This is a genomic window from Noviherbaspirillum sp. UKPF54, assembly GCF_007874125.1.
GTDB lineage: Bacteria > Pseudomonadota > Gammaproteobacteria > Burkholderiales > Burkholderiaceae_D > Noviherbaspirillum.
This window is the reverse complement of record NZ_CP040128.1, coordinates 405,104-428,808: the sequence shown is the minus strand read 5'-3', so window position 1 is coordinate 428,808 and position 23,705 is coordinate 405,104. Positions and strand designations below refer to the sequence as shown.

Annotated in this window: 27 protein-coding genes; 18 read left to right on the top strand and 9 right to left on the bottom strand. The window is 62.7% G+C overall.

Going from position 1 to position 23,705, the window contains the following annotated elements; all coding sequences use genetic code 11:
• Nucleotides 1–103 precede the first annotated feature (103 nt).
• The 3 genes from FAY22_RS02010 to nosP are packed head-to-tail and all read right to left on the bottom strand — an operon-like array spanning nucleotide 104 to nucleotide 4,596.
• Complete coding sequence (locus FAY22_RS02010) at nucleotides 104–2,320, bottom strand: bifunctional diguanylate cyclase/phosphodiesterase (RefSeq protein ID WP_146328682.1); 2,217 nt, start codon at nucleotides 2,318–2,320, stop codon at nucleotides 104–106.
• Nucleotides 2,310–3,443 (bottom strand): sensor histidine kinase, encoded by a 1,134-nt coding sequence (locus FAY22_RS02005; RefSeq protein ID WP_210411879.1) that lies wholly within the window; start codon nucleotides 3,441–3,443, stop codon nucleotides 2,310–2,312. Before FAY22_RS02005 ends, FAY22_RS02010 begins: the two co-directional genes overlap by 11 nt.
• Nucleotides 3,444–3,447: 4 nt before the next feature.
• Nucleotides 3,448–4,596, bottom strand: coding sequence for a nitric oxide-sensing protein NosP (nosP, locus tag FAY22_RS02000; RefSeq protein ID WP_168204737.1), 1,149 nt, complete (start codon nucleotides 4,594–4,596; stop codon nucleotides 3,448–3,450).
• 269 nt (nucleotides 4,597–4,865) lie between these two features.
• Between nosP and FAY22_RS01995 the strand changes: the two genes are divergently transcribed.
• From FAY22_RS01995 to FAY22_RS01970, 6 genes are all read left to right on the top strand, one after another.
• A complete protein-coding gene (locus tag FAY22_RS01995; RefSeq protein WP_146328680.1) occupies nucleotides 4,866–5,243 on the top strand; it encodes a hypothetical protein in 378 nt (125 codons plus the stop codon).
• A gap of 154 nt (nucleotides 5,244–5,397) precedes the next feature.
• Nucleotides 5,398–5,766 carry a glutaredoxin domain-containing protein gene (locus tag FAY22_RS01990; protein WP_146328679.1) on the top strand — a complete coding sequence of 123 codons (369 nt, stop codon included), beginning with the start codon at nucleotides 5,398–5,400 and terminating at the stop codon, nucleotides 5,764–5,766.
• A gap of 59 nt (nucleotides 5,767–5,825) precedes the next feature.
• Nucleotides 5,826–6,596, top strand: a complete 771-nt coding sequence (locus FAY22_RS01985; protein ID WP_146328678.1) for a fumarylacetoacetate hydrolase family protein — start codon at nucleotides 5,826–5,828, stop codon at nucleotides 6,594–6,596.
• A 175-nt stretch (nucleotides 6,597–6,771) separates the two neighbouring features.
• Nucleotides 6,772–7,956 (top strand): EAL domain-containing protein, encoded by a 1,185-nt coding sequence (locus tag FAY22_RS01980; protein WP_210411878.1) that lies wholly within the window; start codon nucleotides 6,772–6,774, stop codon nucleotides 7,954–7,956.
• Nucleotides 7,957–8,090: 134 nt separating this feature from the next.
• Nucleotides 8,091–8,372 (top strand): hypothetical protein, encoded by a 282-nt coding sequence (locus FAY22_RS01975; protein WP_371417337.1) that lies wholly within the window; start codon nucleotides 8,091–8,093, stop codon nucleotides 8,370–8,372.
• A gap of 38 nt (nucleotides 8,373–8,410) precedes the next feature.
• Entirely contained in the window at nucleotides 8,411–8,800 is a 390-nt protein-coding gene (locus tag FAY22_RS01970; RefSeq protein WP_146328676.1) for a hypothetical protein, read from the top strand.
• A 20-nt stretch (nucleotides 8,801–8,820) separates the two neighbouring features.
• Here FAY22_RS01970 and FAY22_RS01965 read toward each other — a convergent pair whose 3' ends face one another.
• Nucleotides 8,821–10,407 (bottom strand): MFS transporter, encoded by a 1,587-nt coding sequence (locus FAY22_RS01965; protein ID WP_146328675.1) that lies wholly within the window; start codon nucleotides 10,405–10,407, stop codon nucleotides 8,821–8,823.
• A gap of 370 nt (nucleotides 10,408–10,777) precedes the next feature.
• Here FAY22_RS01965 and FAY22_RS01960 point away from each other — a divergent pair, with 370 nt between their 5' ends.
• From FAY22_RS01960 to FAY22_RS22560, 4 genes are all read left to right on the top strand, one after another.
• On the top strand, nucleotides 10,778–11,569 hold the full coding sequence (locus FAY22_RS01960) for an amino acid ABC transporter substrate-binding protein (RefSeq protein WP_146328674.1): 792 nt from the start codon (nucleotides 10,778–10,780) through the stop codon (nucleotides 11,567–11,569).
• Between the two features lie 57 nt (nucleotides 11,570–11,626).
• Nucleotides 11,627–12,280, top strand: a complete 654-nt coding sequence (locus FAY22_RS01955; RefSeq protein ID WP_146328673.1) for an amino acid ABC transporter permease — start codon at nucleotides 11,627–11,629, stop codon at nucleotides 12,278–12,280.
• Entirely contained in the window at nucleotides 12,261–13,067 is an 807-nt protein-coding gene (locus tag FAY22_RS01950) for an amino acid ABC transporter ATP-binding protein (protein WP_371417335.1), read from the top strand. The genes FAY22_RS01955 and FAY22_RS01950 overlap by 20 nt, the downstream gene beginning before the upstream one ends.
• A 258-nt stretch (nucleotides 13,068–13,325) precedes the next feature.
• Complete coding sequence (locus FAY22_RS22560; RefSeq protein ID WP_146328672.1) at nucleotides 13,326–14,879, top strand: methyl-accepting chemotaxis protein; 1,554 nt, start codon at nucleotides 13,326–13,328, stop codon at nucleotides 14,877–14,879.
• Nucleotides 14,880–14,924: 45 nt separating this feature from the next.
• Here FAY22_RS22560 and nth read toward each other — a convergent pair whose 3' ends face one another.
• Complete coding sequence (gene nth / locus FAY22_RS01940) at nucleotides 14,925–15,590, bottom strand: endonuclease III (RefSeq protein ID WP_146328671.1); 666 nt, start codon at nucleotides 15,588–15,590, stop codon at nucleotides 14,925–14,927.
• A 75-nt stretch (nucleotides 15,591–15,665) separates the two neighbouring features.
• Nucleotides 15,666–16,013 (bottom strand): CzcE family metal-binding protein, encoded by a 348-nt coding sequence (locus tag FAY22_RS01935; RefSeq protein WP_146328670.1) that lies wholly within the window; start codon nucleotides 16,011–16,013, stop codon nucleotides 15,666–15,668.
• A gap of 222 nt (nucleotides 16,014–16,235) precedes the next feature.
• On the opposite strand from FAY22_RS01935, the gene FAY22_RS01930 reads away from it, so the two are divergent.
• The gene (locus tag FAY22_RS01930; protein WP_146328669.1) at nucleotides 16,236–16,577 is read left to right on the top strand and encodes a hypothetical protein; all 342 of its coding nucleotides are present in this window, start codon (nucleotides 16,236–16,238) and stop codon (nucleotides 16,575–16,577) included.
• Between the two features lie 57 nt (nucleotides 16,578–16,634).
• Nucleotides 16,635–17,816, top strand: coding sequence for a glycoside hydrolase family 5 protein (locus FAY22_RS01925; protein WP_146328668.1), 1,182 nt, complete (start codon nucleotides 16,635–16,637; stop codon nucleotides 17,814–17,816).
• A 24-nt stretch (nucleotides 17,817–17,840) separates the two neighbouring features.
• On the opposite strand, the gene FAY22_RS01920 is transcribed toward FAY22_RS01925, so the two are convergent.
• Nucleotides 17,841–18,764 carry a LysR family transcriptional regulator gene (locus FAY22_RS01920; protein ID WP_146328667.1) on the bottom strand — a complete coding sequence of 308 codons (924 nt, stop codon included), beginning with the start codon at nucleotides 18,762–18,764 and terminating at the stop codon, nucleotides 17,841–17,843.
• An 87-nt stretch (nucleotides 18,765–18,851) separates the two neighbouring features.
• On the opposite strand from FAY22_RS01920, the gene FAY22_RS01915 reads away from it, so the two are divergent.
• From FAY22_RS01915 to FAY22_RS01895, 5 genes are all read left to right on the top strand, one after another.
• Nucleotides 18,852–19,775 (top strand): DMT family transporter, encoded by a 924-nt coding sequence (locus FAY22_RS01915; RefSeq protein ID WP_146328666.1) that lies wholly within the window; start codon nucleotides 18,852–18,854, stop codon nucleotides 19,773–19,775.
• Nucleotides 19,776–19,818: 43 nt separating this feature from the next.
• Nucleotides 19,819–20,595 carry an enoyl-CoA hydratase/isomerase family protein gene (locus FAY22_RS01910; protein WP_210411877.1) on the top strand — a complete coding sequence of 259 codons (777 nt, stop codon included), beginning with the start codon at nucleotides 19,819–19,821 and terminating at the stop codon, nucleotides 20,593–20,595.
• Nucleotides 20,596–20,629: 34 nt separating this feature from the next.
• The gene (locus FAY22_RS01905; protein WP_146328665.1) at nucleotides 20,630–20,911 is read left to right on the top strand and encodes a hypothetical protein; all 282 of its coding nucleotides are present in this window, start codon (nucleotides 20,630–20,632) and stop codon (nucleotides 20,909–20,911) included.
• Between the two features lie 216 nt (nucleotides 20,912–21,127).
• Nucleotides 21,128–21,583 carry a hypothetical protein gene (locus tag FAY22_RS01900; RefSeq protein ID WP_146328664.1) on the top strand — a complete coding sequence of 152 codons (456 nt, stop codon included), beginning with the start codon at nucleotides 21,128–21,130 and terminating at the stop codon, nucleotides 21,581–21,583.
• Between the two features lie 203 nt (nucleotides 21,584–21,786).
• Nucleotides 21,787–22,242 (top strand): hypothetical protein, encoded by a 456-nt coding sequence (locus FAY22_RS01895; protein ID WP_146328663.1) that lies wholly within the window; start codon nucleotides 21,787–21,789, stop codon nucleotides 22,240–22,242.
• Nucleotides 22,243–22,387: 145 nt separating this feature from the next.
• Here FAY22_RS01895 and FAY22_RS21900 read toward each other — a convergent pair whose 3' ends face one another.
• Together FAY22_RS21900 and FAY22_RS01890 are read right to left on the bottom strand one after the other, a co-directional pair.
• A complete protein-coding gene (locus FAY22_RS21900) occupies nucleotides 22,388–22,564 on the bottom strand; it encodes a hypothetical protein (protein ID WP_168204736.1) in 177 nt (58 codons plus the stop codon).
• Nucleotides 22,565–22,722: 158 nt separating this feature from the next.
• Entirely contained in the window at nucleotides 22,723–22,935 is a 213-nt protein-coding gene (locus FAY22_RS01890; RefSeq protein ID WP_146328662.1) for a hypothetical protein, read from the bottom strand.
• 360 nt (nucleotides 22,936–23,295) lie between these two features.
• On the opposite strand from FAY22_RS01890, the gene FAY22_RS01885 reads away from it, so the two are divergent.
• On the top strand, nucleotides 23,296–23,700 hold the full coding sequence (locus tag FAY22_RS01885) for a glycine zipper 2TM domain-containing protein (protein WP_246860621.1): 405 nt from the start codon (nucleotides 23,296–23,298) through the stop codon (nucleotides 23,698–23,700).
• The last annotated feature ends 5 nt before the right edge of the window (nucleotides 23,701–23,705 follow it).

The window sequence follows — 23,705 nt, the reverse complement described above, 5'->3', positions numbered from 1 at the left end:
TTTGTATGACGTGGATCGAATCGTCCAAAGTTCGGTGAAAGTCGCGTCGCTTAGTCTCAAGTAGTTGGTAGCCACATCCTGGTGGACGCCACCCCGCGCTTCTTCAATGCAGCGCCCGCTGTTCAAGCCAGCCTGCCAATTGATCGGCGGGCATCGGTCTGCCATACAGGAAGCCCTGCACCGTGTCGCAGCCGAGATTGCGCAGGCAGCGCACCTGCGCCGCGGTCTCCACGCCCTCGGCGACCGTTTCCGCGCCGAGCTTGTGGGCCAGAGTGATGATGGTTTCCGCGAACAGGTCGCCCCGGCCGCGGTCGATCTCCACGACGAACGAGCGGTCGATCTTGATGCAATCGATCGGCAACTGCCGCAGATAGCCGAGCGACGAGTAGCCGGTGCCGAAATCGTCGATCGTGATCTGGATTCCCTCCTGTTTCAGCGCTTGCAGATTGCGCAATACCAGCTGCGGTTCATCCAGCAGCTGGCTTTCGGTGATTTCCAGTTCCAGCGCGGAGGCGGGCACGCCGCGGGCCGCGAGCGTGCGCGCCACGCGCTCGGGAAAATCGGGCCGGCGCATCTGCGGCATGCTGACATTGACGGCGATGCGCCGAGGCGCATGGCCTTCCGCGGCGAGCCGGGAATACGCGGCGCAGCTCTGGTCGAGTATCCAGGCGCCGATATCGACGATCAGGCCGGATTCCTCGGCCAGCGGGATGAATACGCCCGGCGGCTGCGTGAAGCCGCCGGCATCGGGCCGCCGATCCGGCCAGCGCGCCAGCGCCTCGAGGCCGGACAGGCCGCCGTCGGCCAGCGACACCTGCGGCTGGAACCAGACGGCCAGGCGGCCGTCATGAAAATCGCGGCGCAGCTGGCGCAGCACTTCGAGACGCCAGTGCGTGTGCTGCTCCATGTCCGGCGAAAAATAGAGCGGCCCGCCATGCGGATTGAGGCGGGCCCGGGTGAATGCCATGTCGGCGCGATTGAACAAGGCATGGCCGCTTTCGCTTCCGGTGATGCGGCACAGGCCGATGGTTGCGCTGATCGGCAATAGCTGGTCGCCGGCGGCGAAAGGTTCCTGCAGCAGCGCCTGCAGGCGCTCGGGCGCCAGCTGCTGTTCCGGGCCGATCAGGCCGAAGGTATCCGCGCCGATGCGCGCCAGATGGCAGCCGGGACAGGCTTGGCCGAGGCGCTGGCCGACGGCGATCAGCAACTGGTCGGCGACGGCATGGCCGAGCGCATTGTTGATATCGGTGAAGCGGTCGATGTCGATCATGCAAACCACGCTGCCCTGCGCGGCGCTGGCGCCGGCCTTGTTCAACTCCTCGATGAAACAGGTGCGGTTGGGCAGGCGGGTCAGCGGATCGTGGTAGGCGATGTGGTTCAGGCGCTCGACCAGCGTGACATTGCCGAAGCAGCTCAAGACGTTGGCGGCAAAGATTTCGAGTAACTGGCGCTCGACCACCGTCAGCGCCCTTTCGCTCCTGACGAGCATCACCGCCTGCCGCTGGCCTCCTTGCAGGTACAGGGCGGTATGGCTTGCCGCGAAACAGTGCGCCTGGCGCGCCAGGCATTCCCGGACGGCGGCGACCAGGTCCGCATCGCCCAGCTGTTCCAGCGGCCGGCCGGCCGCGCCTGCGACCCGGCCGGCGGCGGCGATGACCCGGGGACGCTCGCCGTCGTTGTCGCCAATGCCGCCCTGGACACAAACGGCGCCGTCGCCATGCAGGTGCAACAATGACATCATCAGCCGCAATGCCTCGTCGGCGCAGCTTTCCAGGTCCTTCGCCCGCATCAGGCTCGGCGTGGCGGTAACGATCATTTCCAGTCCGCGCCGGTTTTCGCTGATCGTGCGTAATTGGTCGTAGGAGCGGATCGCGGCGATCAACGCCGTCACCAGCCGGGTATGGGTGAGCTCGGCCTTGGTCTTGTAGTCGTTGATGTCGTAGTCGCGGATCACATTGAGTTCCGGCGCGTGGCCGGGCTGGCCGGTGCGCAGGATGATGCGCACGTCGCCCAGGCCGAGTTCATGGCGGATGCGCTGCACCAGGTCCAGGCCGGCGTTCGGGCTTTCCATCACCACGTCCAGCAGGATGACCGCGATTTCCGGTTCCGTCTTCAGGAGGGCGGCGGCCTCTGCCGCGGATCGCGCGTTGAGCAGCTGCAGCGGCCGGCCGGCGATGCGGATGCCGTTGATCGCAAAGCGGGTGGCCGCATGCACCTCGACGTCGTCGTCGACGATCAGCAGCTTCCAGGCCACGCCGCCGGCAGCAGCCGGCTCGGGTTCCTGGTCGAGAAAGTCAAGCGGTTCGTCTTCAGGTCGCATGGCTTTCCTCTTCGACGACGGGCGCTTGCGGCGCTACCCGCGGCAGCAGCAGTTCGAAGCGAGCCCCCTGCCCCGGGCTGCTGGCAAGGCTGATTGTGCCGCCCAACACGACCGTCGCCAGGTTGTAGACGATGTACAACCCGAGGCCGCTGCCGCCTTTTCCCAGCTTGGTGGTGAAGAAGGGATCGAACGCGCGCCGGGCGGTCGTCTCGCTCATGCCTACGCCATTGTCGCTGAAGCACAGCGCGACATGGTCCCGGGCGCGCTGTTCGGCGCTGATGCGGATGATGCCCTCGTCGATGCCTTCGAACCCGTGCAGCAGCGAATTGGTCAGCAGGTTGGCGATGATTTGCTCGACCGGTCCGGGATAGCCGTCGATCTCGATGCCCGGTTCGACGTCGACTTCCAGGCGATGCCGGGTATGCCGGAAGTTTGGCTGCAGCGTCGACAGCACTTCGTCCAGCGCCTGGCGCAGGTCGAATTTTCGGCGGCGCATGCTGGTCTGGTCGACCGCGACTTGCTTGAAATTGCCGATCAGGGCGGCGGCGCGTTGCGAGTTGCGTTCGACCAGCTGCGCGGCTTCGCGGCACTGGGCAATGAAATCGAGCAGCGCCTGCTTGCTCAAGCTGCCTGCATGGAAGCGTTCCATGAAATTGCGGATCACCTCGTTCAGCGCCGAGGCCACCGTGAGCGAATTGCCGAGCGGCGTGTTGAGTTCGTGCGCCACGCCCGCCACCAGGCTGCCGAGCGCCGCCAGTTTCTCGGCCTGCACCAGCTGGTTCATCGCTTGTTCCAGCTGGTCGATCAAGACTTTCTGCTCTTCGCGCTCGCGCTCGAGTTCGGCATGCGCCCGCTTGCGCTCTTCGATCTCGCGTTCCATCTGCTCGGTGGCGCGCTGCAGGGCACGGTTGATCTTTTCATTTTCCCTCAGCGCCGCCTCCAGTTCGCGGGTGCGGTCGCGCACCTGGTCTTCAAGGACGATGGCGGTCTGGAACAAGCCGAAATCCGACCCCTGCGCATTCATGCTGCGCTCGGCACGGTTCATCAGCGCCTGCACCACCTTGTTGAGGCGCGCGATTTCATTGCGCAGCTGCTGCTCTTCGGCGGCTGCGGCGGATGCCATCAGTTCAGCCATCGCGCGGGCAGCCGAAGGCGATGCCGGTCAGCGTCTGGTTGACGTGCACGCCACGGAACTGCTCTCCGTAAGTACTGAAGCCGACCGCGTTGTTTTTGCGCAGCACGGCGCCGACCGCTTCTTTCAACCCGCTTTGCGTTATTTCCAGGTTGCGCAGCACACAGTCGCAGGCAATCACCATTTGCAGCGGGCCGACGGACGCGCGCAGGCCATCGAACGCTCGCTCCAGGTTACCGAGAAGATCCACGCCCCGTACCACGCGCAGCACCAGGCCTTCGTCGATCGCGCAATAAAACGTCAGGCTGCCGTCGTCGTTGGATTTCTGGATCGACCTCACGTAATCGGTGCCGTCGATGGCCACCACCACCGGCGATGCGGCGAAGCGTTGCGGACTGAGGTCGCTGACATGGACGCCGACCACCCGCGCGTATTCCTCGGCGGCCGGCAAGCCGTTGATTTCCTTGACGACGCGGCGGCTGGCGTCCGCTTCGGTCACCACCAGCCGTTCCGCTTCGCTGACGAAGTGCTGGGTCTTGAAAATCTTGAAGGGAAGCGCGCTGCTGACTAAAACCAGCACGGCACTGTCGGAATGAAACTTGTTTTCATGAAAGACCCAGGCGCGCGCCAATTCCAGGTCGTCTCCTGCGGAACCGCCAAACAGCGGGATCTGCCCCAATCCATCCTGCAACGCGCGCGCCACCGCTTCTTCCCGCCGTGACATGCCGTCAATCAGCAGAAACGCAAAGCTGTTGCCGGTATCCGCCGCCGGCGCACGGCTTTCCAGTTGTTGCAGCAGTGATTGCGCGAAGCGCCTTCCGCTGGCAATTTCGAATTGCTGAAGCTGGCCGATGCGCCCGATCACTGCCGAACTTACGCTGGCGGAAAAACTGGCGCCGGTAATGCTATGGCTCTTATAGCCGTCCGGTCCGATCTCGCCCGCCGTGGTACAGCCGACGACGGTCACGCCGGCGAACAATCGGTTCACTTCATCAGCAACGGCATCGAGATCGTAGAGGCTCGAACAAAAGAAGATGACGAGCTCGGTATTCGGTTGTTGAATACCAGCATGAAGCTCGCGCACGGCAGTGCGCGCATCTGTCGCGCAAGATTGCGCAGCACGAACATAGGTCTGTGGAGTCACTGCGGATGCCCTATCGCGACACTGCGGCGCAATTTTTACGGTTACCGGGTCTTTCTTTGGAGCCTTATCTGAATAGTAAAGTTCAAATGTGGTGCATCGGTGCTATATGGGGCAGCCCCGATCAAGCGCGAAATCGAGCCTGCTCACCGCGTTCGCGCGTTGGAAGCACGCACGCCGGGCGTCATGGCGGCCGGACGGAGAAACACGGCAAGCAGGGGGTATACTGCCGCCGTTACTTCCCTCTCCACCTACTCATTAAAGGAATATTCATGAAGCTTCAATCCCTCGCCTTCGCCGCACTCGTCGCGATCCTCGGCCTTGCGTCATCCGGCATGGCCGCGGCGCAGGCCAACATGAAGTCGGTCGCCGAAATATACAAGACCAAGGATGCGCTCGCCGGCAAGACCATCAGCGCGCAAGGCAAGGTCGTGAAGGTCAACAACGGCATCATGGGCCGCAACTTCGTTCACGTCCAGGATGGAACCGGCGCGCCGGACGGCAACAAGCTGATCGTCACCAGCAAGCAGAGTGCCAATGTCGGCGACGAGGTCACCATCTCCGGCGTGGTGGTGCTGAATCGGGATTTCGGTTCGGGCTACATGTATCCGCTGCTGATCGAGGAAGCGACGATCAGCCCGAAGAAGTAACAAGGGGTACATGGGGCGGACTCGACAAGCTCAATCGGGTCTGCCCCTTTCATTCCCGGCAGACGGCGCTTTTCGATGCTGTCCCAAGTGGTGCGCAAGCATTACGCTCACTGAAACGTGCGTATGCCTGGCGCTTTAAACAGGAAAAATTTCGATGGCACGAAACATTCTCGACGAAGATCACATCCACCCGGCTATCCGCGCCACAGTTGCCAATGCCAATGCCGATATCGTCAACGAGGTCAAGGCGGCGATTGCATCAAACGCGGTCGTCGTGGTCGGCATGGCCCAAAATCCTTTCCCGCGCAAGGCAAGAGCGGCGCTCGATGCGGCGAAGGTGCCGTACAGGTATCTCGAGTACGGCAGCTATCTCTCCGGCTGGCGCCGGCGTAACGCGCTGAAGATGTGGACCGGCTGGCCGACTCTTCCGATGATCTTCGTGAAGGGCGTGCTGATCGGCGGCGCCAGCGACTTGCAGAAGCTGATTGCGAGCGGCGAGCTGTCTCGCCTGTTGCAAGCCTGACGGCCCGACACGCCGGTGCCGCGTATTGGCTATCCAGACGCTTTCATTCAAAGGTATTCATGTCCCGGAACTCCTCGCTTGTCTCCAGCGCCGCATCGATACTTGCAACGCGGCGCAGGAATGCCGACCAGGGCCCGCGCCTGCCTGAATCGTGCCGGCCACCGGACGTCGGCGCGGCGCTGGCGATCCAGTCCAGCGTCACCGGGTTGCTCGGCGTGCCGGTGCGCGCATGGAAATGCGGCACGCCTTCCGAGGGCCGCATTGTCATGGCGCCGATTTACGACGTGACGGTCCAGGGCGCCGGGGATTGCCGGGCTATCGTTCGCGCAGGACATGTTCGCGTCGAACCGGAACTGGCATTCATACTCGGCAAGGACCTGCCTGCGCGCGATGCCGCCTATATGCCGGCAGAGGTCGATGCCGCGATCGCGGAGACGCGCCTCGCGCTGGAATTGATCGACAGCCGCTACAGCGATCCCGCCGGCGTGTCTTTCGCGGAGAATCTGGCGGATGGCTTGCTCAATCAGGGACTGTTCGTCGGCATGGCAGTCGATGGGGAAAAGGCGCGTATGGCTGCCGCGATGCCGATTCGCGTGAGACTTGAATCGGGACATGAAACATCGCTCGACGGCCGTCATCCGAACGCCGATCCGCGCGCTCCGCTGTACTGGCTGGCGGAATTCCTGCGCAGCCAGGGAACGGGTTTGCAAGCGGGACAAGCGGTGATCACCGGCTCGTACGCCGGCAGTTTCGATTTGCCTGTCGGACAGGAAGCGGCGATCCGCTATGGCGATCTCGGCGACCTGACGGTGCGTTTTTCACAACGGTGAAATTTCCCTGGACGGGTCCCGGGGTTTCGACATCCGAGTGATGCAGCGTTTGTTTTGCGCCGCGCCAAGCACTTGCCTCCTGAACCTTATCGTTGTTGCATTCTCAAAGTCATCATGAATGAAGACAAGGGACGATAAAGTGGCATTGACGGAATTATTACTTCACGGCATAGGCGTGTCTGCTTCGTCGAAGCATGCATCGGTCGTCGAGCTGTTGAGCGCTATCCGGCAGCACCTGCAGATGGATGTCGCGTTCGTTTCCGAATTTTCGCAAGGCCGACGCGTATTTCGCCATGTCGATCCTGTCGCGCCGGGCAATCCGGTCCAGGTCGGAAACGGCGATCCCCTCGAAGAGTCCTACTGCCAGCGGATCGTCGATGGCCGCCTGCCGGAGCTCATGACCGATGCGCGCGACAATCCGGTCGCCGCCGCCCTCCCCGTTACCCACGCGCTGCCGGTTGGGGCGCATCTGAGCGTTCCCATCCGCCTGGCCGACGGCGACATCTACGGGACCTTCTGCTGCTTCAGCTTTACGCCGGACCGCACGCTTGATCAGCGCGACCTGAACATGATGCGGGTTTTCGCCGACGTGACGGCCAGGCTGATCGACAGCGAACAGGAAGCCTCGCGCAGGCGCCAGGCGATGGAAGCCGGCATTCGGGAAGTCCTGCAGCGCGACTACCTGCAGATGGTCTTTCAGCCGATCTACGACCTGTCGAAAGACCGGGTCGCCGGCTTCGAAGCGCTTGCCCGTTTCAGCCCGCGTCCGCACCGTCCGCCCGATCGCTGGTTCAAGGACGCCAACGAAATCGGGCTGGGGCTGGAACTGGAGACCAAGGCCATCCACATGGCGTTGGACGCGCTGCAACGGTTTCCGGCCAATGTGTATTTATCGGTCAATCTCTCGCCCCAACACATCCTGCAAGGCGCGCTGGACGACATTTTCAGGGACAGGTCGCTGCAGCAGGTCACGCTGGAGATCACCGAGCATACGATCGTGGATTACTACGATGACTTGATCAAGCGGATTCAGCCCTTTCGGGATCGCGGGTTGCAGATCGCGGTCGACGACGCCGGCGCCGGCTATGCGAGTTTTCGGCACATACTCAAGCTCGCGCCGGAACGCATCAAGCTCGACATGAGCCTGACGCACAATATCGATGGCGACGCTTCGCGCCGGGCGCTGGCCGCGGCTTTTTCCATGTTTTCACGGGAAACCGGGGCGACCATCGTCGCGGAAGGCGTGGAGAACGCTTCGGAAATCGAGACGCTGCGAAACCTGGGCATCTCTCACATGCAGGGATACTACCTCGGACAGCCGGTGCCGCTCGAGCAGGCGGCCCGCAGGCATCTTCACTAGCATCCTGCCGGCTCCGGCTTGCCCTTGCGGCATGCCTTGCCTTTTGCCTTCACACGGCAAATCCAGCATGCGCGCCGCGCACTATTGCCCGGCGCCCGATATACTGCGTAGCACATCAACACGCGCGCCCCACCATGCCAATGACCTACGAAGACTACCTGGACGAAGTCACCACGCTGCTGACCGAGATGTTCGACATGAGCGACGCCGCCGCGATCAAGCATGTGATGCGCGCGCAGGCGGCGGATTTTTTCACGCTGCATGACGACATTCCGGCGATGCGCACGCAAGAACGCGCGGTACAGGACGCGAAGACATTATTCGCACAAATCAGCCAGTCCCGTTCTCAGGCGCGTCCTCAATCCCGCCAGCCGTCGGCGCCGAAACCCAGGCAACCGGGCAAGCGCAAGAAATAGCCCGCTTGATAACAGGAATACGATTTCAGGAAAAAGACATGGACGACAGTTTGACGAAGGATGAATTTGAAGCGCTGGCCCAGATCCGGCAGATGAAAAAAGGCGTGCGGCCCAATGCCTGCATCGCACGAAATGCCAAGAAGCTGATTGGACTGAAATATGTGGCGAGCGCCAGGGATGGCACGCTTTCGCTCACTGAAAAAGGACAGCAAACGCTGTTCGTCAAACGCTGTGTCGATGGACTGCGCGCGGTGGCGAACGCGGCGGTGGTGGCTGCCGCACCGGCCTCGATCGATGCGGACGTCGCCACCTTCCTGAGCAGAAAAGGACTGATCGCGCCGAAGGCAGAGTCGGGCGGTTTCGATCTTACCGAGCGCGGGCGGGAGTCGCTGGCGGACATGGATTCCAGGGGCAGCAAGCCGGCATAGCCACACGGGTCCCGATGACGCTATCCGGCAGCGTTGTCCGGATGATCTACCGGCGATCTGCGCCGGCGGTCTATCATCAGCCAGGCGCTCGCCGCGCCGGCCAGCGCCAGCAATGCGGACAACAGCATGACGCGCCGGAAGCCGGCCACGAACGCATCATCGATGGCCGCCTTCAGCGCGGCCTTTTCCGCCTGCGTGCTTTGCGCCGGCAATGCAATGGCCGCGAGCTTGTGGCGCTGCGCCAGCACCTGCTGCACCACGGCTGGCGATAGCACCAGCTGGCGCGTGCGGCGCATCAGTTCCGCATCGAACGCTCGCGCCATGACGATGCCGAACAAGGCAATCGCCACCAGCGCCGCCACCCGTGACACCGCATTATTGATCCCGGATGCCACGCCCGCCTGATTTTTATCCAGCGCATTCATGACCGTGGTGGTCAGCGGCGCGACGCTGATCGCCATGCCCAGTCCAAGCACGAGCGCGGCCGGAAAAAACGTCGCCCAGTACCTGCCGCCGACCGCGGGCACGGCAAACAGCGCAAACCCGCAGGCGGCGATCAACGGGCCGACGATCAGCGGACGCCGTGAGCCGTAGCGATCGACCAGCCTGCCGGCCCAGCGCGAAAGAGCGAACATGGTCAGAATGAACGGCAACAAGGCGGCGCCGGCCGCCGTCGCGGAATAAGCCTGCACCTGGATCAGGTTCAGCGGCAGGAAGAACAGGCTGCCGCCGAGCGCCGCGTACAGGAATAAGGTCAGCAGATTGGCGCCGCTGAAGTTCCAGGAACGGAACAACGCAAACGGCAGCATCGGCGACGGATGCCTTGTTTCCACCAGCATGAATGCGGCCAGCGCCGGCACGGAGCATCCCATTGCCCCGACCACAAGAGGATCTCTCCAGCCGCGGGATGGCGCTTCGGTCAGCGCATACACCAGGCAGCCCAGCGCGACGCTGACGAACAAGGCCCCCGACCAGTCCAGGCGGCCCGGCGCCTGCGTGTTGCGGCTTTCGGGCACATAGCGGAAGGCCAGGAAAAGCACGACCAGCGCCAGCGGCAGATTGATGAAAAAGACGTAGCGCCACGACAGGTGTTCGATCAGGAAGCCGCCGACCACCGGGCCGAGCGCAGCGGTGATCGCGGTAAATCCGGACCAGGTGCCGATCGCCTTGCCGCGCGCATCCTCCGGAAAAGAGGCACTGATGAGCGCAAGGCTCCCCGGCACGAGCAGCGCGCCGCCCACGCCTTGCACTGCCCGCGCATCAATGAGCCTGCCGACCGAACCGGCGACGCCACACCAGAGGGAGGCCAGGGCGAACAAGCCGACGCCGGTGGCGAATACGCGCCGCCGGCCGAACCGGTCTCCCGCGCTTCCGCCGACCAGCAACAAGGCCGCCAGCAACAATGCATAGGACTCGATCACCCATTGCACGTCAGCGGCGCTCGCGTTGAATTCCCGCTGCAGCGCGGGGAGCGCGACGTTGGTCACGGTACCGTCGATAAAGACCATGCTGGATGCCAGGATGGTCGTTGCCAGCACCCATGGCCGCGCGGCCGGCGCGCAAAAGGAGCTGGCGGCGGAACTGCGGTTGACGGCTTCCTCGCGCATCTGTTCTTTCTTTATGCCTGCCTGCAGGGCAGGCCTGCCAGGCGCTGAATCGAAGCCCCGTAGCCGATGCCGTCATGGATGTCCGGCAGCCACGAGCGCACAGCTTTTGCTAAAACTATAAGCCTATATTTCCTGCATGGGATTGCGCAGCTTGCCCTGTCCTTCCCTGCAAATCAGGGGGGCAAATTCGATTGATCTTTAAGTCGCGTCTGCTTGCAATTATTTCCAGTGCAGCGCTTGCCAATTTGAGCCCGCACACAGAATTCATGGGCTGCAGACTCTTCGCCGTCTCGCATAACAATCCTGATGAAAGCGCCCGATTTTGTGGAATAATCCACCGTTTGCCCATCTTGAGTTCAGGAAACCTTCCATGAAAAAAACGCTTTCGATGCTTTCCGCCGCCCTTGTTGCAGGCGTATTCCTGTCGGCTTGCAACAAGCCTTCGGCACCGGCCGCTTCGGCGCCGGCCGCTTCCGAGAAGATCGTCATTGGTCTGGATGACAACTTTCCACCGATGGGTTTCCGTGACAGCAAGTCGAACGAGCTGGTCGGCTTCGACATCGACCTGGCGCGCGAAGCCGGCAAGCGCCTCGGGGTCGCGGTCGAATTCAAGCCGATCGACTGGAATGCGAAGGAAGCCGAGCTGAGCGGCAAGCGCGTCGACGCCCTGTGGAACGGCCTGACGATCACCGAGCAACGCAAGGCGAATATCGCCTTCACCTCGCCGTACCTGGAGAACCGCCAGATCATCATCGTGACCGCCGCCTCGCCGGTCAAGACCAAGGCCGACCTGGCCGGCAAGGTCGTCGGCGTGCAGGAAGGCAGCAGCGCCGTCGAAGCTGTCGAGAAGGATGTCGCCGCGAAGACCCTGAAGGAACTGCGCAAGTTCGGCGACAACGTCGCGGCCCTGATGGACGTGAGCAATGGCCGTCTCGATGCGCTGGTGGTCGACGAGGTGGTCGGCCGCTACTACACGGCCAAGAAGCCGGGCGAATATGTCGTGCTGGACGAGAATTTCGGTACCGAAGAGTACGGCGTCGGCGTGCGCAAGGACGACACGGTCCTGCAGGGCAAGCTGGAAAAGGCGCTTGCCGACATGAAGAAGGACGGCACCGCAGAGAAAATCTCCACCCAGTGGTTCGGCAAGAACATCGTCAAATAAGGCTTTTTTCCGAGCCGACTTCCTGCATGACCCGGCCCGCGCCGGGTCATCTGCAATATGAACTACCTCTTTGAAATCATTGGCCCGCTGCTGGACGGCAGCGTCGTCACCCTGAAGGTTTTCCTGATCACGCTGATGCTGTCGGTGCCGCTGGGCCTGGCGCTGGCGCTGATCCGCGTCTCCCATTTCCGTCTTGCCAGCGGCCTCGTCAGCGGTTACATCTGGCTGATGCGCGGCACGCCGCTGATGCTGCAGATGCTGTTCATTTACTTCGCACTGCCGCTGGTGCCGGTCGTGGGCGTGCGGCTGCCGGATTTCCCCGCCGCGATCGTCGCGTTCGCGCTCAATTACGCGGCCTATTTCGCCGAAATCTTCCGTTCCGGTATCCAGTCGGTCGATCGCGGTCAGTACGAGGCGGCGCAGGTGCTGGGCATGAACTACGCACAGACCATGCGCCGCATCGTCCTGCCACAGGTCATCAAGCGCATCCTGCCGCCGATCAGCAACGAGACCATCACCCTCGTCAAGGACACCTCGCTGATCTACGTGCTGGCCATGAACGACTTGCTGCGCGCGGCGCGCGGCATCGTGCAGCGCGACTTCACGACCATGCCGTTTACCGTCGCCGCCGCGTTCTACCTGATCATGACCCTGGTGCTGACCTGGGGCTTCCATCGCCTGGAAAAACGTTATGCCGTCTATGAAGGATGATGCCGTGAAGGATAATGACGTGGGTGCGATGTTGATGATTCAGGCACGCGACATACGCAAGAGCTTCGGCGACCTGGAAGTATTGAAGGGCATTTCGCTGGATGTCGGGAAGGGGGACGTGATCGCCCTGATCGGCCCTTCCGGCTCGGGCAAGAGCACCTTTCTGCGCTGCCTCAACCACCTCGAAACGATCGACAGCGGCCATCTCGCCATCGAGGGCGAAACGATGGCGACGACCGATGCCGACGGCACCTGCCGCTACGTGCCGGTAGCGGACGTGCGCCGCATCTGCAGCCGGACGGGCATGGTGTTCCAGCACTTCAACCTGTTCCCTCACCTGACCGTCCTCGAAAACATCATCGAGGCGCCGATGACGGTGAAACGCCTGCGCCGCGACGAAATCGTGCCGAAGGCGGAAGCCTTGCTGCGCAAGGTCGATTTGATCAGCAAGAGCGACAGCTATCCTTCACAGCTCTCGGGCGGGCAGAAGCAGCGCGTCGCGATTGCACGCGCGCTCGCAATGGAACCGGACCTGATGCTGTTCGACGAGCCGACCTCGGCGCTCGACCCCGAGCTGACCGGCGAAGTCTTGCGCGCCATGCGCCAGCTGGCCGAAGAGCACATGACCATGCTGGTCGTCACCCATGAAATGAACTTCGCGCGCGACGTCTCGACCCGCGTGGTTTTCATGGACAAGGGTGAAATCGTGGAAACGGGCAGCGCGGCGGCCATCTTCTCCATACCGCAGCACGCCAGAACGCGCGCCTTCCTCGACCGCGTGTTGTAACTCCTTGCAGGCCGGTCAACCGACCGGCCTCTCCTTACTCCGCCGCCATCGATACGCGCCCCAAGTTGTCGGCCTTGCTAGCACATTTGGCATGCCCGCATGACCAAGCGCCAAGCTGGAATGTCTTTTCCCCTCTGCTCGTGATAATGCGCCGGGTGAGGCGCGCTTAAGCTGGATTTCAAGCTCGCGCGCCGTCCTCATGGAAGGGCTGCGCATTGCGGCCTCTTTTCCCGGATTCACGGCAACGAATAATTTCTCATGAAACTTGCAGACAAGTCGGTAGGCGCTCGCCTCGCGATTGGATTTTCCTTCGCCTTTCTTCTGTTGGGGCTTGCCGTCGGTTTTGCCAGCTGGCGCTTGCACGAGGTACGCGCCGTGACAGAGACAATGGTGAATCAAAAGATGGTCAGGCAGCGGCTGGTAGCCGAATGGGCGGCGAACACGAACATCAACGGGGCGCGCACGATCGCGGTGGCCGAATCGACCAACGCCGCGCGCCAGGAACAAGTCCAGAAGCAGATCAAGGCGACCAGCGGCCGCATCTCCGAGATTCAGAAGACACTCGACGGGTTCGGCAAGGACGAGGAAGAAAAGCGCCTGTTTGCGCAGATCGCGCAGCAGCGCAGCGCTTATATCGCCGTGCGCGACGAGGTGTTCGCGGAAAAGCGCAGCAACGAGGAAAACGCGCACAAACTGGCGCAGGCGCGTCTCGAACCGGCGCTGAACGAATACGTGATCACGATCGGCAAGCTGTCCGACTACGAGGCGGACATGATCAAAAGACTGAGCGGGGAAATCTCGGCCGACTCGACGGCGTCGCAGCGATTGCTGGTCCTGTTCGGCATCGTGTCGGCCGCGCTTTGCATCGCGGCGTCCACCCTGATCGCGCGCAGCATCCTGCGCCAGCTCGGCGGCGAGCCGGTGCAGGCCATGTCGATTGCAAACCGGATCGCGCAGGGCGATCTGGCGGTCGGGATCGATCTGAAGGCTGGCGATACGACGAGCCTGATGCATTCGCTTAAGAAAATGCAGGATAGCCTGGCGCATATCGTCGGCCAAGTGCGCGCCGGCTGCGACGTGATCGCCACGGCGTCGAATCAGATCGCTTCCGGCAACCTGGACCTGTCGTCGCGCACGGAAGCACAGGCCAGCGCGCTGCAACAGACCGCCTCCTCGATGGAGGAACTGACGTCGACCGTCAGTCAGAATGCCGACAATGCCCGCCAGGCCAACCAGCTGGCGGCATCGGCCTCCGGCGTGGCGAGCGAGGGCGGCGCGGTGATGCAGCAGGTGATCGCCAACATGGGGGCGATCGACGCGTCGTCGAAGAAAATCGTCGACATCATCGGCGTGATCGACGGCATCGCGTTCCAGACCAACATCCTGGCCTTGAACGCGGCGGTGGAAGCGGCGCGCGCCGGCGAGCAGGGCCGCGGCTTTGCCGTCGTCGCCGCCGAAGTGCGCAGCCTGGCGCAGCGTTCGGCCGCCGCGGCCAAGGATATCCAGGCCCTGATCGGGGACTCGGTGCAAAAGGTGGAAGCCGGGTCGGCCCTGGTCGACAAGTCCGGCGCCACCATGCGGCAGGTGGTCGAGAGCGTCAGGCACGTGAGCGGCATCGTCGGCGAAATCGCCGCTGCCAGCGACGAGCAGCACGCCGGCATCGGCCAGGTGAATACGGCGATCTCGCAAATGGACCAGGCGACGCAGCAGAATGCCGCGCTGGTGGAACAGGCTGCCGCAGCAGCGGCTTCGTTGCAGGAGCAGGCGGTAAAGCTGTCCCAGCTGGTGAGCGTATTCAGGCTTGCCGCGTGAATATATGGCAAATGCCGCGTAGCGCAGGCAAGGCGCAATCCCTTTTTATCGGTGCGCTTTTACGCCGACCTGCCGGCACATGTCCTGCACCGGGCAAGTCGAGCACCGAGGAAGCGTGCCGGTGCAAATATGCTTGCCGAAGGGGACGAGCAAGCGGTTGATCTCGATCCAGTAGCGGCGCGGAAGCCTGGCCTCGAGCGCCGGCAAGGTTTTTTCGGGCGTGGAAGCGTGCACATAACCCCAGCGCCGGGTCACGCGATGAACGTGCACATCCACGCTGATGAAAGGTTCTGCGCAGGCGATCCCCAGGACCAGGTTGGCGCACTTGGGACCGACGCCGCTAAACGAGAGCAGCACGTCCCGTTCGCATGGCAGATTCCCCTGGAATTCCTCCGTCACGCGGCGCGCAATGGCGAGAATTTGGCTGGCCTTGCGCTCATGGAAGGTGCTCGCACCGATCAACCCATCCAATTCCCCGTGGGTCAATTCGCTCATCGCGGCCGGCGTGCGGGCGCGGCCGAACAGCGCGCGTGACACCGGCAGCGTCACTTCGTCATACGTGCGTATGGAAATAATGCATGCCGCCAGCTGCTCGAAAGCGGATGAAAACCCTTCCTCGGCCAGCTGAAAAAGCGCCGCCTTCGGCCATGGACGGACGGCCGCTTCAATGCGCCCGAACGCCAGGTCGATATCGAACGGCTTTTTCTCCATGAAGAATATATGGGGTCAAGTATATGGGGTCAGACTCGATCAAGATGCAGGTCGGGTCCGCCGCCCCGAAATACTTCACAGGCGGCTGTCGCCATCGCCGCCCATGTACTTCGGATCGGGCGCGACATAGGCATCCACACGATGGTCAAGCATCCCGGGCGGCGCGACGCGGCGCAAATCGAAGGTGCTGATGCCGCTTGCGACGTTGAATGTCCAGGCGAAAGATTTTTCACCTACATCGAACCTCACGATGTCGCCGCCGGTGACATTGACCCATTTGGTGTCCGGCCGGATGGCGATGGTTTCCGTGGCGGCGTTTAACGGCGCCGGGTCGCCCAAGAAGGCAACCGGGGATTCTGCCCCCCGGTGCGCGCATGCAGTCAGTAGCACGACAACCAATACGCCGATGAATGGCTGCTTCATACACTTCCCCTCGATAGGACATGAGATTTGGACATCCGGGTGATGTTGCGGTTCGTTTAACGCACGACGGATAGAAGGTCGATCTTCCCCCATGGCACTTTGCTGCAACCCGACACATAACGTTACAAAATCGGCATGATCGGATGTCGTCGAACCCATCGCGCGTCGCGTTAAGAAGGCGCAGCACTTCCAAACGAACACATCGACTGAAAGGGAACGACGATGCTCAACTCCACGCAGAAAGCCGCCCTCGCCACCGTATTGCTCGCCTTGTTTTCCGCCAGCGCAAGCAGCGCCAGCGCCGAGGAAACCAGGTGGGAAAAGCGCCATCCGCGCCGCGACCAGGTCAATGACCGGCTGGCCAGGCAGAATCACCGGATCACCGAGGAACGCAAGGAAGGCGAAATCACCAAGCAGCAGGCCGTGGCGCTGCGCAAGGAGGATAGGCAGATTCGCCAGGAAGAACGCTCCATGGCGGCCCAGCACGGCGGCCATATCACCCGCGCCGAGCAGCGGGACCTGAACCGGCAGGAAAATGCGGTCAGCCGTCAGATCGGCAAGTAAGCGCCGCAACCGGGCCGAGCACCAGTCGTCCAATCCACCGAAAGAAGCGGGGAAACCATGAGTGACGAGGCGCACCACTCGCCGGGCCGCAGGGCGGTTCTGATATCGCTGCTGGGCGCAGTGGCATCCGCGGCGTGCGGCGGGGGTGGCGGAAACTCGCCGCAGCCGGCACCGCCCACGTCGGCTGGAACGTCCGATCCGCCGCCGGCACCGGTATCCAGGCTGGCGCTGAATGGTTCAAGCATGCTGGCGCCGGATGGGACCCCGGTCATTCTTCGCGGCATTAATGAGGGCACCTGGGGCGAGATGCGCAGCTACGATGCGGCGACGATTGCCGCCCAGGGCGGGCAAGTGGTCCGCGTCCTGATCCGCTGGTGGGGATTGTACGGCGGCACGGATGTCGAAAGCCGGGCAGATCCGTCCCCCGGGCATTTCAAGCCGGACCATCTGAGCCGGTTTCTGCAGGAGATTCAGTGGTGCATCGATGCCGGGCTGTGGGTCATCCCGGTCATCGACTCCAACTGCGGGCAGAATGGATTGCAGGATGCGGCCATGGCGCAGTATTGCGATCCGAGCGGAACGTATCCTGGCGGCCGCAACTTCTGGACCGACCTGGCCCAGCGCCAGTTGTTCAAGGAAGCATGGGTCTATCTCGCCGGCATTCTCAAGGACTATCCGAAGATCGCCTTCTACGAGTTGTTGCCCGAGCCTCTGGCAGGCAGGGATTCATCCTATGGCGACGACGTATCGGCTTTCTACCAGGAGCTGATGGCCGCCATCGAAGATCAGGCCGGTGACAAGAGAACCCCGATTCTCGTCGGGCCACGGGATGCCTACAACATCAACCTGTGCGATGAAGCGTATATCGCCGATCCGCGCTGGACGAACCGGGTGGTCTATACCGGCAATCTCTTCATACGCACGAACCAGACGCAGCAGCAAAACATCGCCAACCTGGAGAGCCGGCTGGGCGCGCTGGTGAATATGAAGACGGCGCGGAATGTCCCGGTATTCATCCAGCAGTTCGGGGTGCGGAGCGGCGACGACCCGGACCAGTTTTATCTCGACGCCGGGCTGAGCCGCCTGAATGCGGCCGGCGTCGGCTACACCGGCTGGCAGTGGCGGCAAAACACGTCCAGCCCCAGCGAATACGCAGTCGTCATCGAAGATGCGACGACCGGAGCCGATGTCGTCAAAACGGCCGTCCTTGCGGTGTATTCAAAGTACTGGAAGGCGTAACTGAATTCCCCCTTCCGGCGCCCATCACAGGCTCTGTCCGTCCGCACACAGGAAGGTGTCGACCAGCTCCGTGACGAAATCGCGCATCGCGATGACCCGCTGGCTGGCTTTCAGGTCGCGGTGATAGACCAGCCACAGGTCGCGCGACAGCGACAGGCGATCGCGGCCGACGCGCTGCAACGCCGGGTCGCGGTCTCCAATGAAGCAAGGCAGCATGCCCACGCCCATCCCGGCCCGCACCGCCACATGCTGGGCCAGCGCGCTGTTGCAGGCTAGGACGGGCCGCTTTCCGCGATATGCGGCGTGCAGCCATTTCGCCGTCGGCAGGTCGGCCCAGGACTCGTCCCAGGAAACATAATCGAGCGACAGCCACGCGTCGTCGTCCGCTTCCGCCGGCGCGGGCGGCAGCAATCCGGACTTGCAATACACGCCGAAGTCCATCTTGCCGACACGGCTGGCGATATAGTCGCCGGCGCCGTCGTCCGGGTCGGGCGCCACGATGCGCAGCGCCAGGTCGGCCTCGCGCCGCGACAGGTTGGCGCGTGTCAATCCGATGTTGATTTCCACCTGCAACTGCGGATAACGCCGGCGAAAATCGGGCAGATGCGGCACGATCAGATGCGAGGCCAGCGTTTCCGTGGTGGCCAGGCGCACCTGCCCCGACACTTGCCGTTGCACCGACAAGGGGCCGTTGCGTTCGGCCGCCATCATCGCCTGCTCGACCTGTTCGACGTGCTTCAACAGTGCGCTGCCGTCGTCCGTCAGCAGATAGCCGGTTTGCTGGCGCAGGAACAGGGTTGCCGCCAGGCGCCCCTCCAATGCGTCGATATGGCGCGACACCGTCGACGCGCTGGTGCCGAGCGCGCTTGCTGCGCCGCTCAGCCCGCCTTGGCGCGCGACCGCCAGGAAGTATTTCAGATCGTTCCAGTCGAAGGCGAGATTTTTCATATATGGAAAATCATATTCCAAATAAACAAAACAATTTGCAAAGTTGGAAAACTATACTAGCTCCATATCTGAACGGGAGCAATCGCCATGACCCATTCCTGGACCTATCTGAAACTGCTGCTGACCACCCTCTTCTGGGCTTCGGTTTTCCACCTCGGGAAGTATGCGGTCGCGCTGATGTCGCCCCTGTCGCTCGGCGCCTGGCGCTTTCTGCTCGCGGCGGCGGTGCTGCTGCCCTTCGTCGCCTATCGCGAGGGCTGGCCGCTGCCGGCGCTACGGCGCAACGCGCCGCCCTTGCTGCTGATGTCGGCGCTCGGCGTGTTCGGATTCAATGTCAGCCTGTTCTACGGGCTGCGCCTCACATCCGCAGTCAACGGCGCGCTGATCATGGCCTTCAACCCGGCCCTGACGGTGGTGCTGTCGGCGCTGATCAATCGCGAACCGATCGCGCGGCGCCAGGCGATCGGCCTGCTGCTCGGCCTGATCGGCGTCATCGTCGTGGTGAGCAAGGGATCGTGGCATGCGCTGGCGGCGATGTCGTTCTCGACCGGCGATCTGCTGGTGTTCCTTGGCAGCCTGGGATGGGCGGCGTACTCGGTGATTCCGAAACGCTTCGTCCATGGCCTGTCGACGATGCAGGTCACCGGCAGCACGATCACCGGAGGCGCCGCCCTGATGGCTGCGTTCGCCGTGGCGGCGACGCCGGATTTCCTGACGCCGCCGTCTCTTCCCGTTGCGGCAGCGATCGTCTTCATGGGCTTGTTCGGCTCGGTGCTGGCCTACCTGTGGTGGAACCAGGGCATCCAGAAGCTGGGCGCGGCGTCGGCCGCCGTGTTCATCAACCTGGTGCCGATCTTCGCCGCCCTGATCGGCTTGCTGCTCGGGCAATCGATCTCGGCTGCGCAGGCCGGCGGCGCGGCGCTGGTGATAGCGGGCGTGCTGTGCTCCTCCGGTGCGATCAGATTCCCCTCGCCCCGGCCGGCGCTGCGGCAAGCCCAAACATGCCGCTGAATCCAATCGGCCACCGATGAACGGAGACAAAGACATGCAGGCAATGCCATCCATCCTCTGCGAGGAAAACGACGGGATCGCGCTGGTGACGATCAACCGGCCGGAAGTGCTCAATGCGCTCAACATCGACGTGCTGCAGCGCCTGTCGGAATTGCTCGATGCGCTGAAGACGCGCGAATCGGTGCGGGCCGTGATCCTGACCGGCGCGGGGGCGGCCGCATTCTCGGCGGGCGCGGACATCCGCTATCTGCACCGCGCGACGCCCCTGGAAGTGCGCGAGTATGCGCGCCTGGCGGTCAGGATCACGAACCAAATCGAGGACCTCGGCAAGGTGACGGTGGCCGCGCTCAATGGCTATGCGTATGGTGGCGGCCTGGAACTGGCCGAATCGTGCATGCTGCGCATCGCGGCCCGCCACGCCATGCTCGGTCATCCGGAGGTGCGCATCGGCGCGGTGGCCGGATTCGGCGGCACGACCCGCCTGCCGCGCCTGGTCGGCAAGGGACGCGCCGCGGAAATGCTGCTGCGCGGCCGTGCCGTGGATGCCGAGGAAGCGTTGAAGATCGGCCTGGTGCAAGGTATCGCCGATGCCGACCAATTGATGGATGAAACCGGGACGATCGTGCGCGACATACTGCAACAATCGCCTGCGGCCGTGCGGCTCACCTGGGAGGCGCTGCACCGGGGGCTCAACATGACGCTCGAGGAGTCGGCGGCACTGGGCGCCGATTTGTTCGGCCTGGCCGCATCGACGGAAGATTTCCGCACCGGCACGCGCGCATTTATCGAGAAGACGCGGCCAGCCTATCGCGGCAGATAACAAGCGCGGCGCGCGCGCCGCGAATTCCGCTAAGATGGCGCTTTTTGCCAATTTCACCGCCATGAAGCGAGATCAAATGCTAATGGAAGCGATCCTAGGAAAGCTTCTGGAGGCTCCGGAACCGGAGCTGAACGTTATCGGGGTCGCCCAGCGCTTGAACGCGGAACAAGCCGCCATCCGCCATCACCTTCACCTGCTCCAGGACAAGGGATGGGTCACCGTTTCCGAAAGTGGTTTCTGGCGATTGACGAACACGGGCCACGACTACCTGGAGGGCACGCCGGAACAAGGCATTTCCCTGAAATCCCTCGGGTAGGAAAAAGCAGGCGCGGCGCATTCTACTGAGCATTTCGCATGCGTCGCCTCATTGATTTATCACAAAGCCCAGAGGCATGCGCGGCCTTGTCCGGAATGGAGCGCTATGCTGAGATGACCCGGCGCTTTTCGCTCCCGAGGCCATGCCAGGTGGCGCGCCAAAGGATAGGTTTTGTTCCCGCGGCGGACATCGGGACGCGATCGAAGGAGAAGGCCCATGTCAAAAATCATCTCCGCTTTTGCATGCTTCATGATCGCGCTGCTGGTCACGGATGCTGGCGCCCAACCCGCGCGGGAAACGGACGGCAGCCTGGTAGGGGCATGGATCGTCACGGTCAGCCGCCCTTCCGGCGTCGGCAAGAATCTTTTGACGTTTTCGTCGGACGGCACGTTTTTCAGAAGCGGCGATACGCACCCGGTCCTTAGCGGCGGGCATGGTGCCTGGAAACGCGTCGGCGAAGGGCAATATGATGCCACCTATATCGCCTTCCGCTTCGACCAGAGTGGAAAATGGATCGGCAGCACCAAGACGAAAATCCGCATTACCCCGGGTCCGGGGAACAATGCATTCAGCGGCGTGGCGAAAGTCAGCACCCGCGACTTGCAAGATGCCGAAACCGCGTCGTCGGAAGTTCGTCTGGAAGGCAAACGTATTCAGGTTGAGCCGTTTTGATAAAGCTCTGTCAGTGCATCCTGCATCGCACAATGTAACAAATTTCGTCAAAGCAACATCTCTCCGTTTTTGCTGATTAAGATCGACAGGCATTGCAAAGACAGTGCAGCGGTCAGGATCGGGGTACGTATTCACCCTTCGATCAATCAGGCGCGGCTCGCGTGGAGTTGCCTGCGGGAGCGCATCATTACGGAGACAATCTGATGAAAAAGCTATTCCCTGTACTCGTGCTTCTGGGCGCCGGCATGTCCGCCGCTCTCCCTCAGGCATTTGCCGAAACGCCTGCCGCCACGCCGCACAAGAAAACGGCGAAGCACGCGCACCAGCATGCCGCGGCCAAGGCGGACGACGATGACCGTCAGCCCGATCTCGCCGGGCATGTCCGCGTCGACTTCAACTGCGAACTGGGCAACAAGCTCTCGATCTACGAAAACACCGCCGACACCAAGCGCATCGGACTGCGCTGGCACAAGAAGATGCACGAGTTGACGCGCGTGGAAACCACCACCGGCGCGCACCGTTTCGAAGACAAGGAGGCCGGCCTGGTGTGGATCAACATCCCAGCCAAGGGGATACTGCTCGATTCGAAAAAGGGCCAGCAGCTCGCCAATGAGTGCAGGAACAACCAGCAGGTGATGGCGAAGAATTCGGCCTCGTGACGGCTTGACCGCCTATGGCCGCATGAAGCGCAGCCGGGCAGACTCGATCATGACTGATGTCGAGCCTGCCCCGTTTTTTTCATATCGGCAGCCAAGCGCGACCTGCGCTTGCGCCGAGTTGTCTGCCATCGCTCGATGGCACGGGTCATTCCAGGCGGATGACTTCCTCGCCCTTGTGGGTCAGTTCGATGAGCGAACCATTGCGGCGCGCGATGCCCGCGGCCAGCGCGGCTTCATGCGCGGCCAGCCCCGGCTGATACACGGTGTCCTGGTGATTGATGAGCAGTGCGGCCTCGTACAGTTCGCGGCTGATGATGTGCATGGGTCGTCTCGCAATGGTGAAGAGGTCGATGTTAACCGTTTCCGGGCTGCCGTGCGAGGCGGAATAACTGGATAGATGTGGCGGGCGGCGCGTATGGCGGCCGAGCCCGGTCCGACCGGGCTTGCGGTCGAAGCCGGCCCCGTCGCCGAAACGTGCGTTCAGCCCAGCGCCGCCAGGTCGGTTTCGATCTTTTCGAGCGCCTCGTTGGAGATGAGGCCGCCGGAGAAGCTGGCCACCGTCTTCAGCGGGAAGCCGCGCCCCATTCCGATCTGCGGGTGGGTGGACACGCCGGGCAGGTACTTTTCGAGGATAGCCTTGGCGGCCTCGTTGTCGAGCAGATCACCGAGAGTCGAGTTGATGGAAAGGGACATGGGTTGCTCCTGTAGGTAAGGACGGCGCGAAAGCGCCGGTCAGTTGTGAAAAGGCAATAGCATCATATATGGGGTCAGGCATGAATTGAAGCCGAGTCGAGCCGCCCCTCTAATTTGCGGCGCACCCTGCGCAGCGCGCTGACTGCGCGATACATCTTGTTTCAAATATGCTGTTGTGCAACACGCCATGCAATACTTCTTTTGGGCAACACTGCTATAAAATCGTTCTCGCATCGCCGTGCCTAGTCAGGCCGGGAAGCTGCAAGGCCCGGCTGTGAATAGCAAAACAAGACATGTTTTGCGGCGATGAACGCTCCTCCCGCTGAAGTGGAAACCACTCTTGAATTCAAAGGCAAAGATATGTTGCGCAAAATACTGAGCACCGGCGTGATTGCCGCCCTGCCCTTGATGGCAGCCGCAAGCGAATATCAAATCGTCGAGCGCCCGCGCCAGGAATGCTGGAACGAGCAAGTCGCAGTGCAGTCGGGCGGACAGGGATACGGCGGCGCCATCGTCGGCGGCATCGCGGGCGGCCTTCTGGGCAACCAGGTCGGCGGCGGGAATGGAAAAACCGTGGCGACCGCGGTCGGTGCGGCCACCGGCGCCGTGGTCGGCGACCGGATGGCGGCGCAGGGTGCGCCCCAGGGCACGTCCTACCGGACCGTGCAGCGCTGCCGGACCGTGGTGGAACGGGTGCGGGTGCCGGTCGAACGCGAGGGCGGCCGGTTCTGCCCCCCGGGTCAGGCCAAGAAGGGGAATTGCTAGAGCCT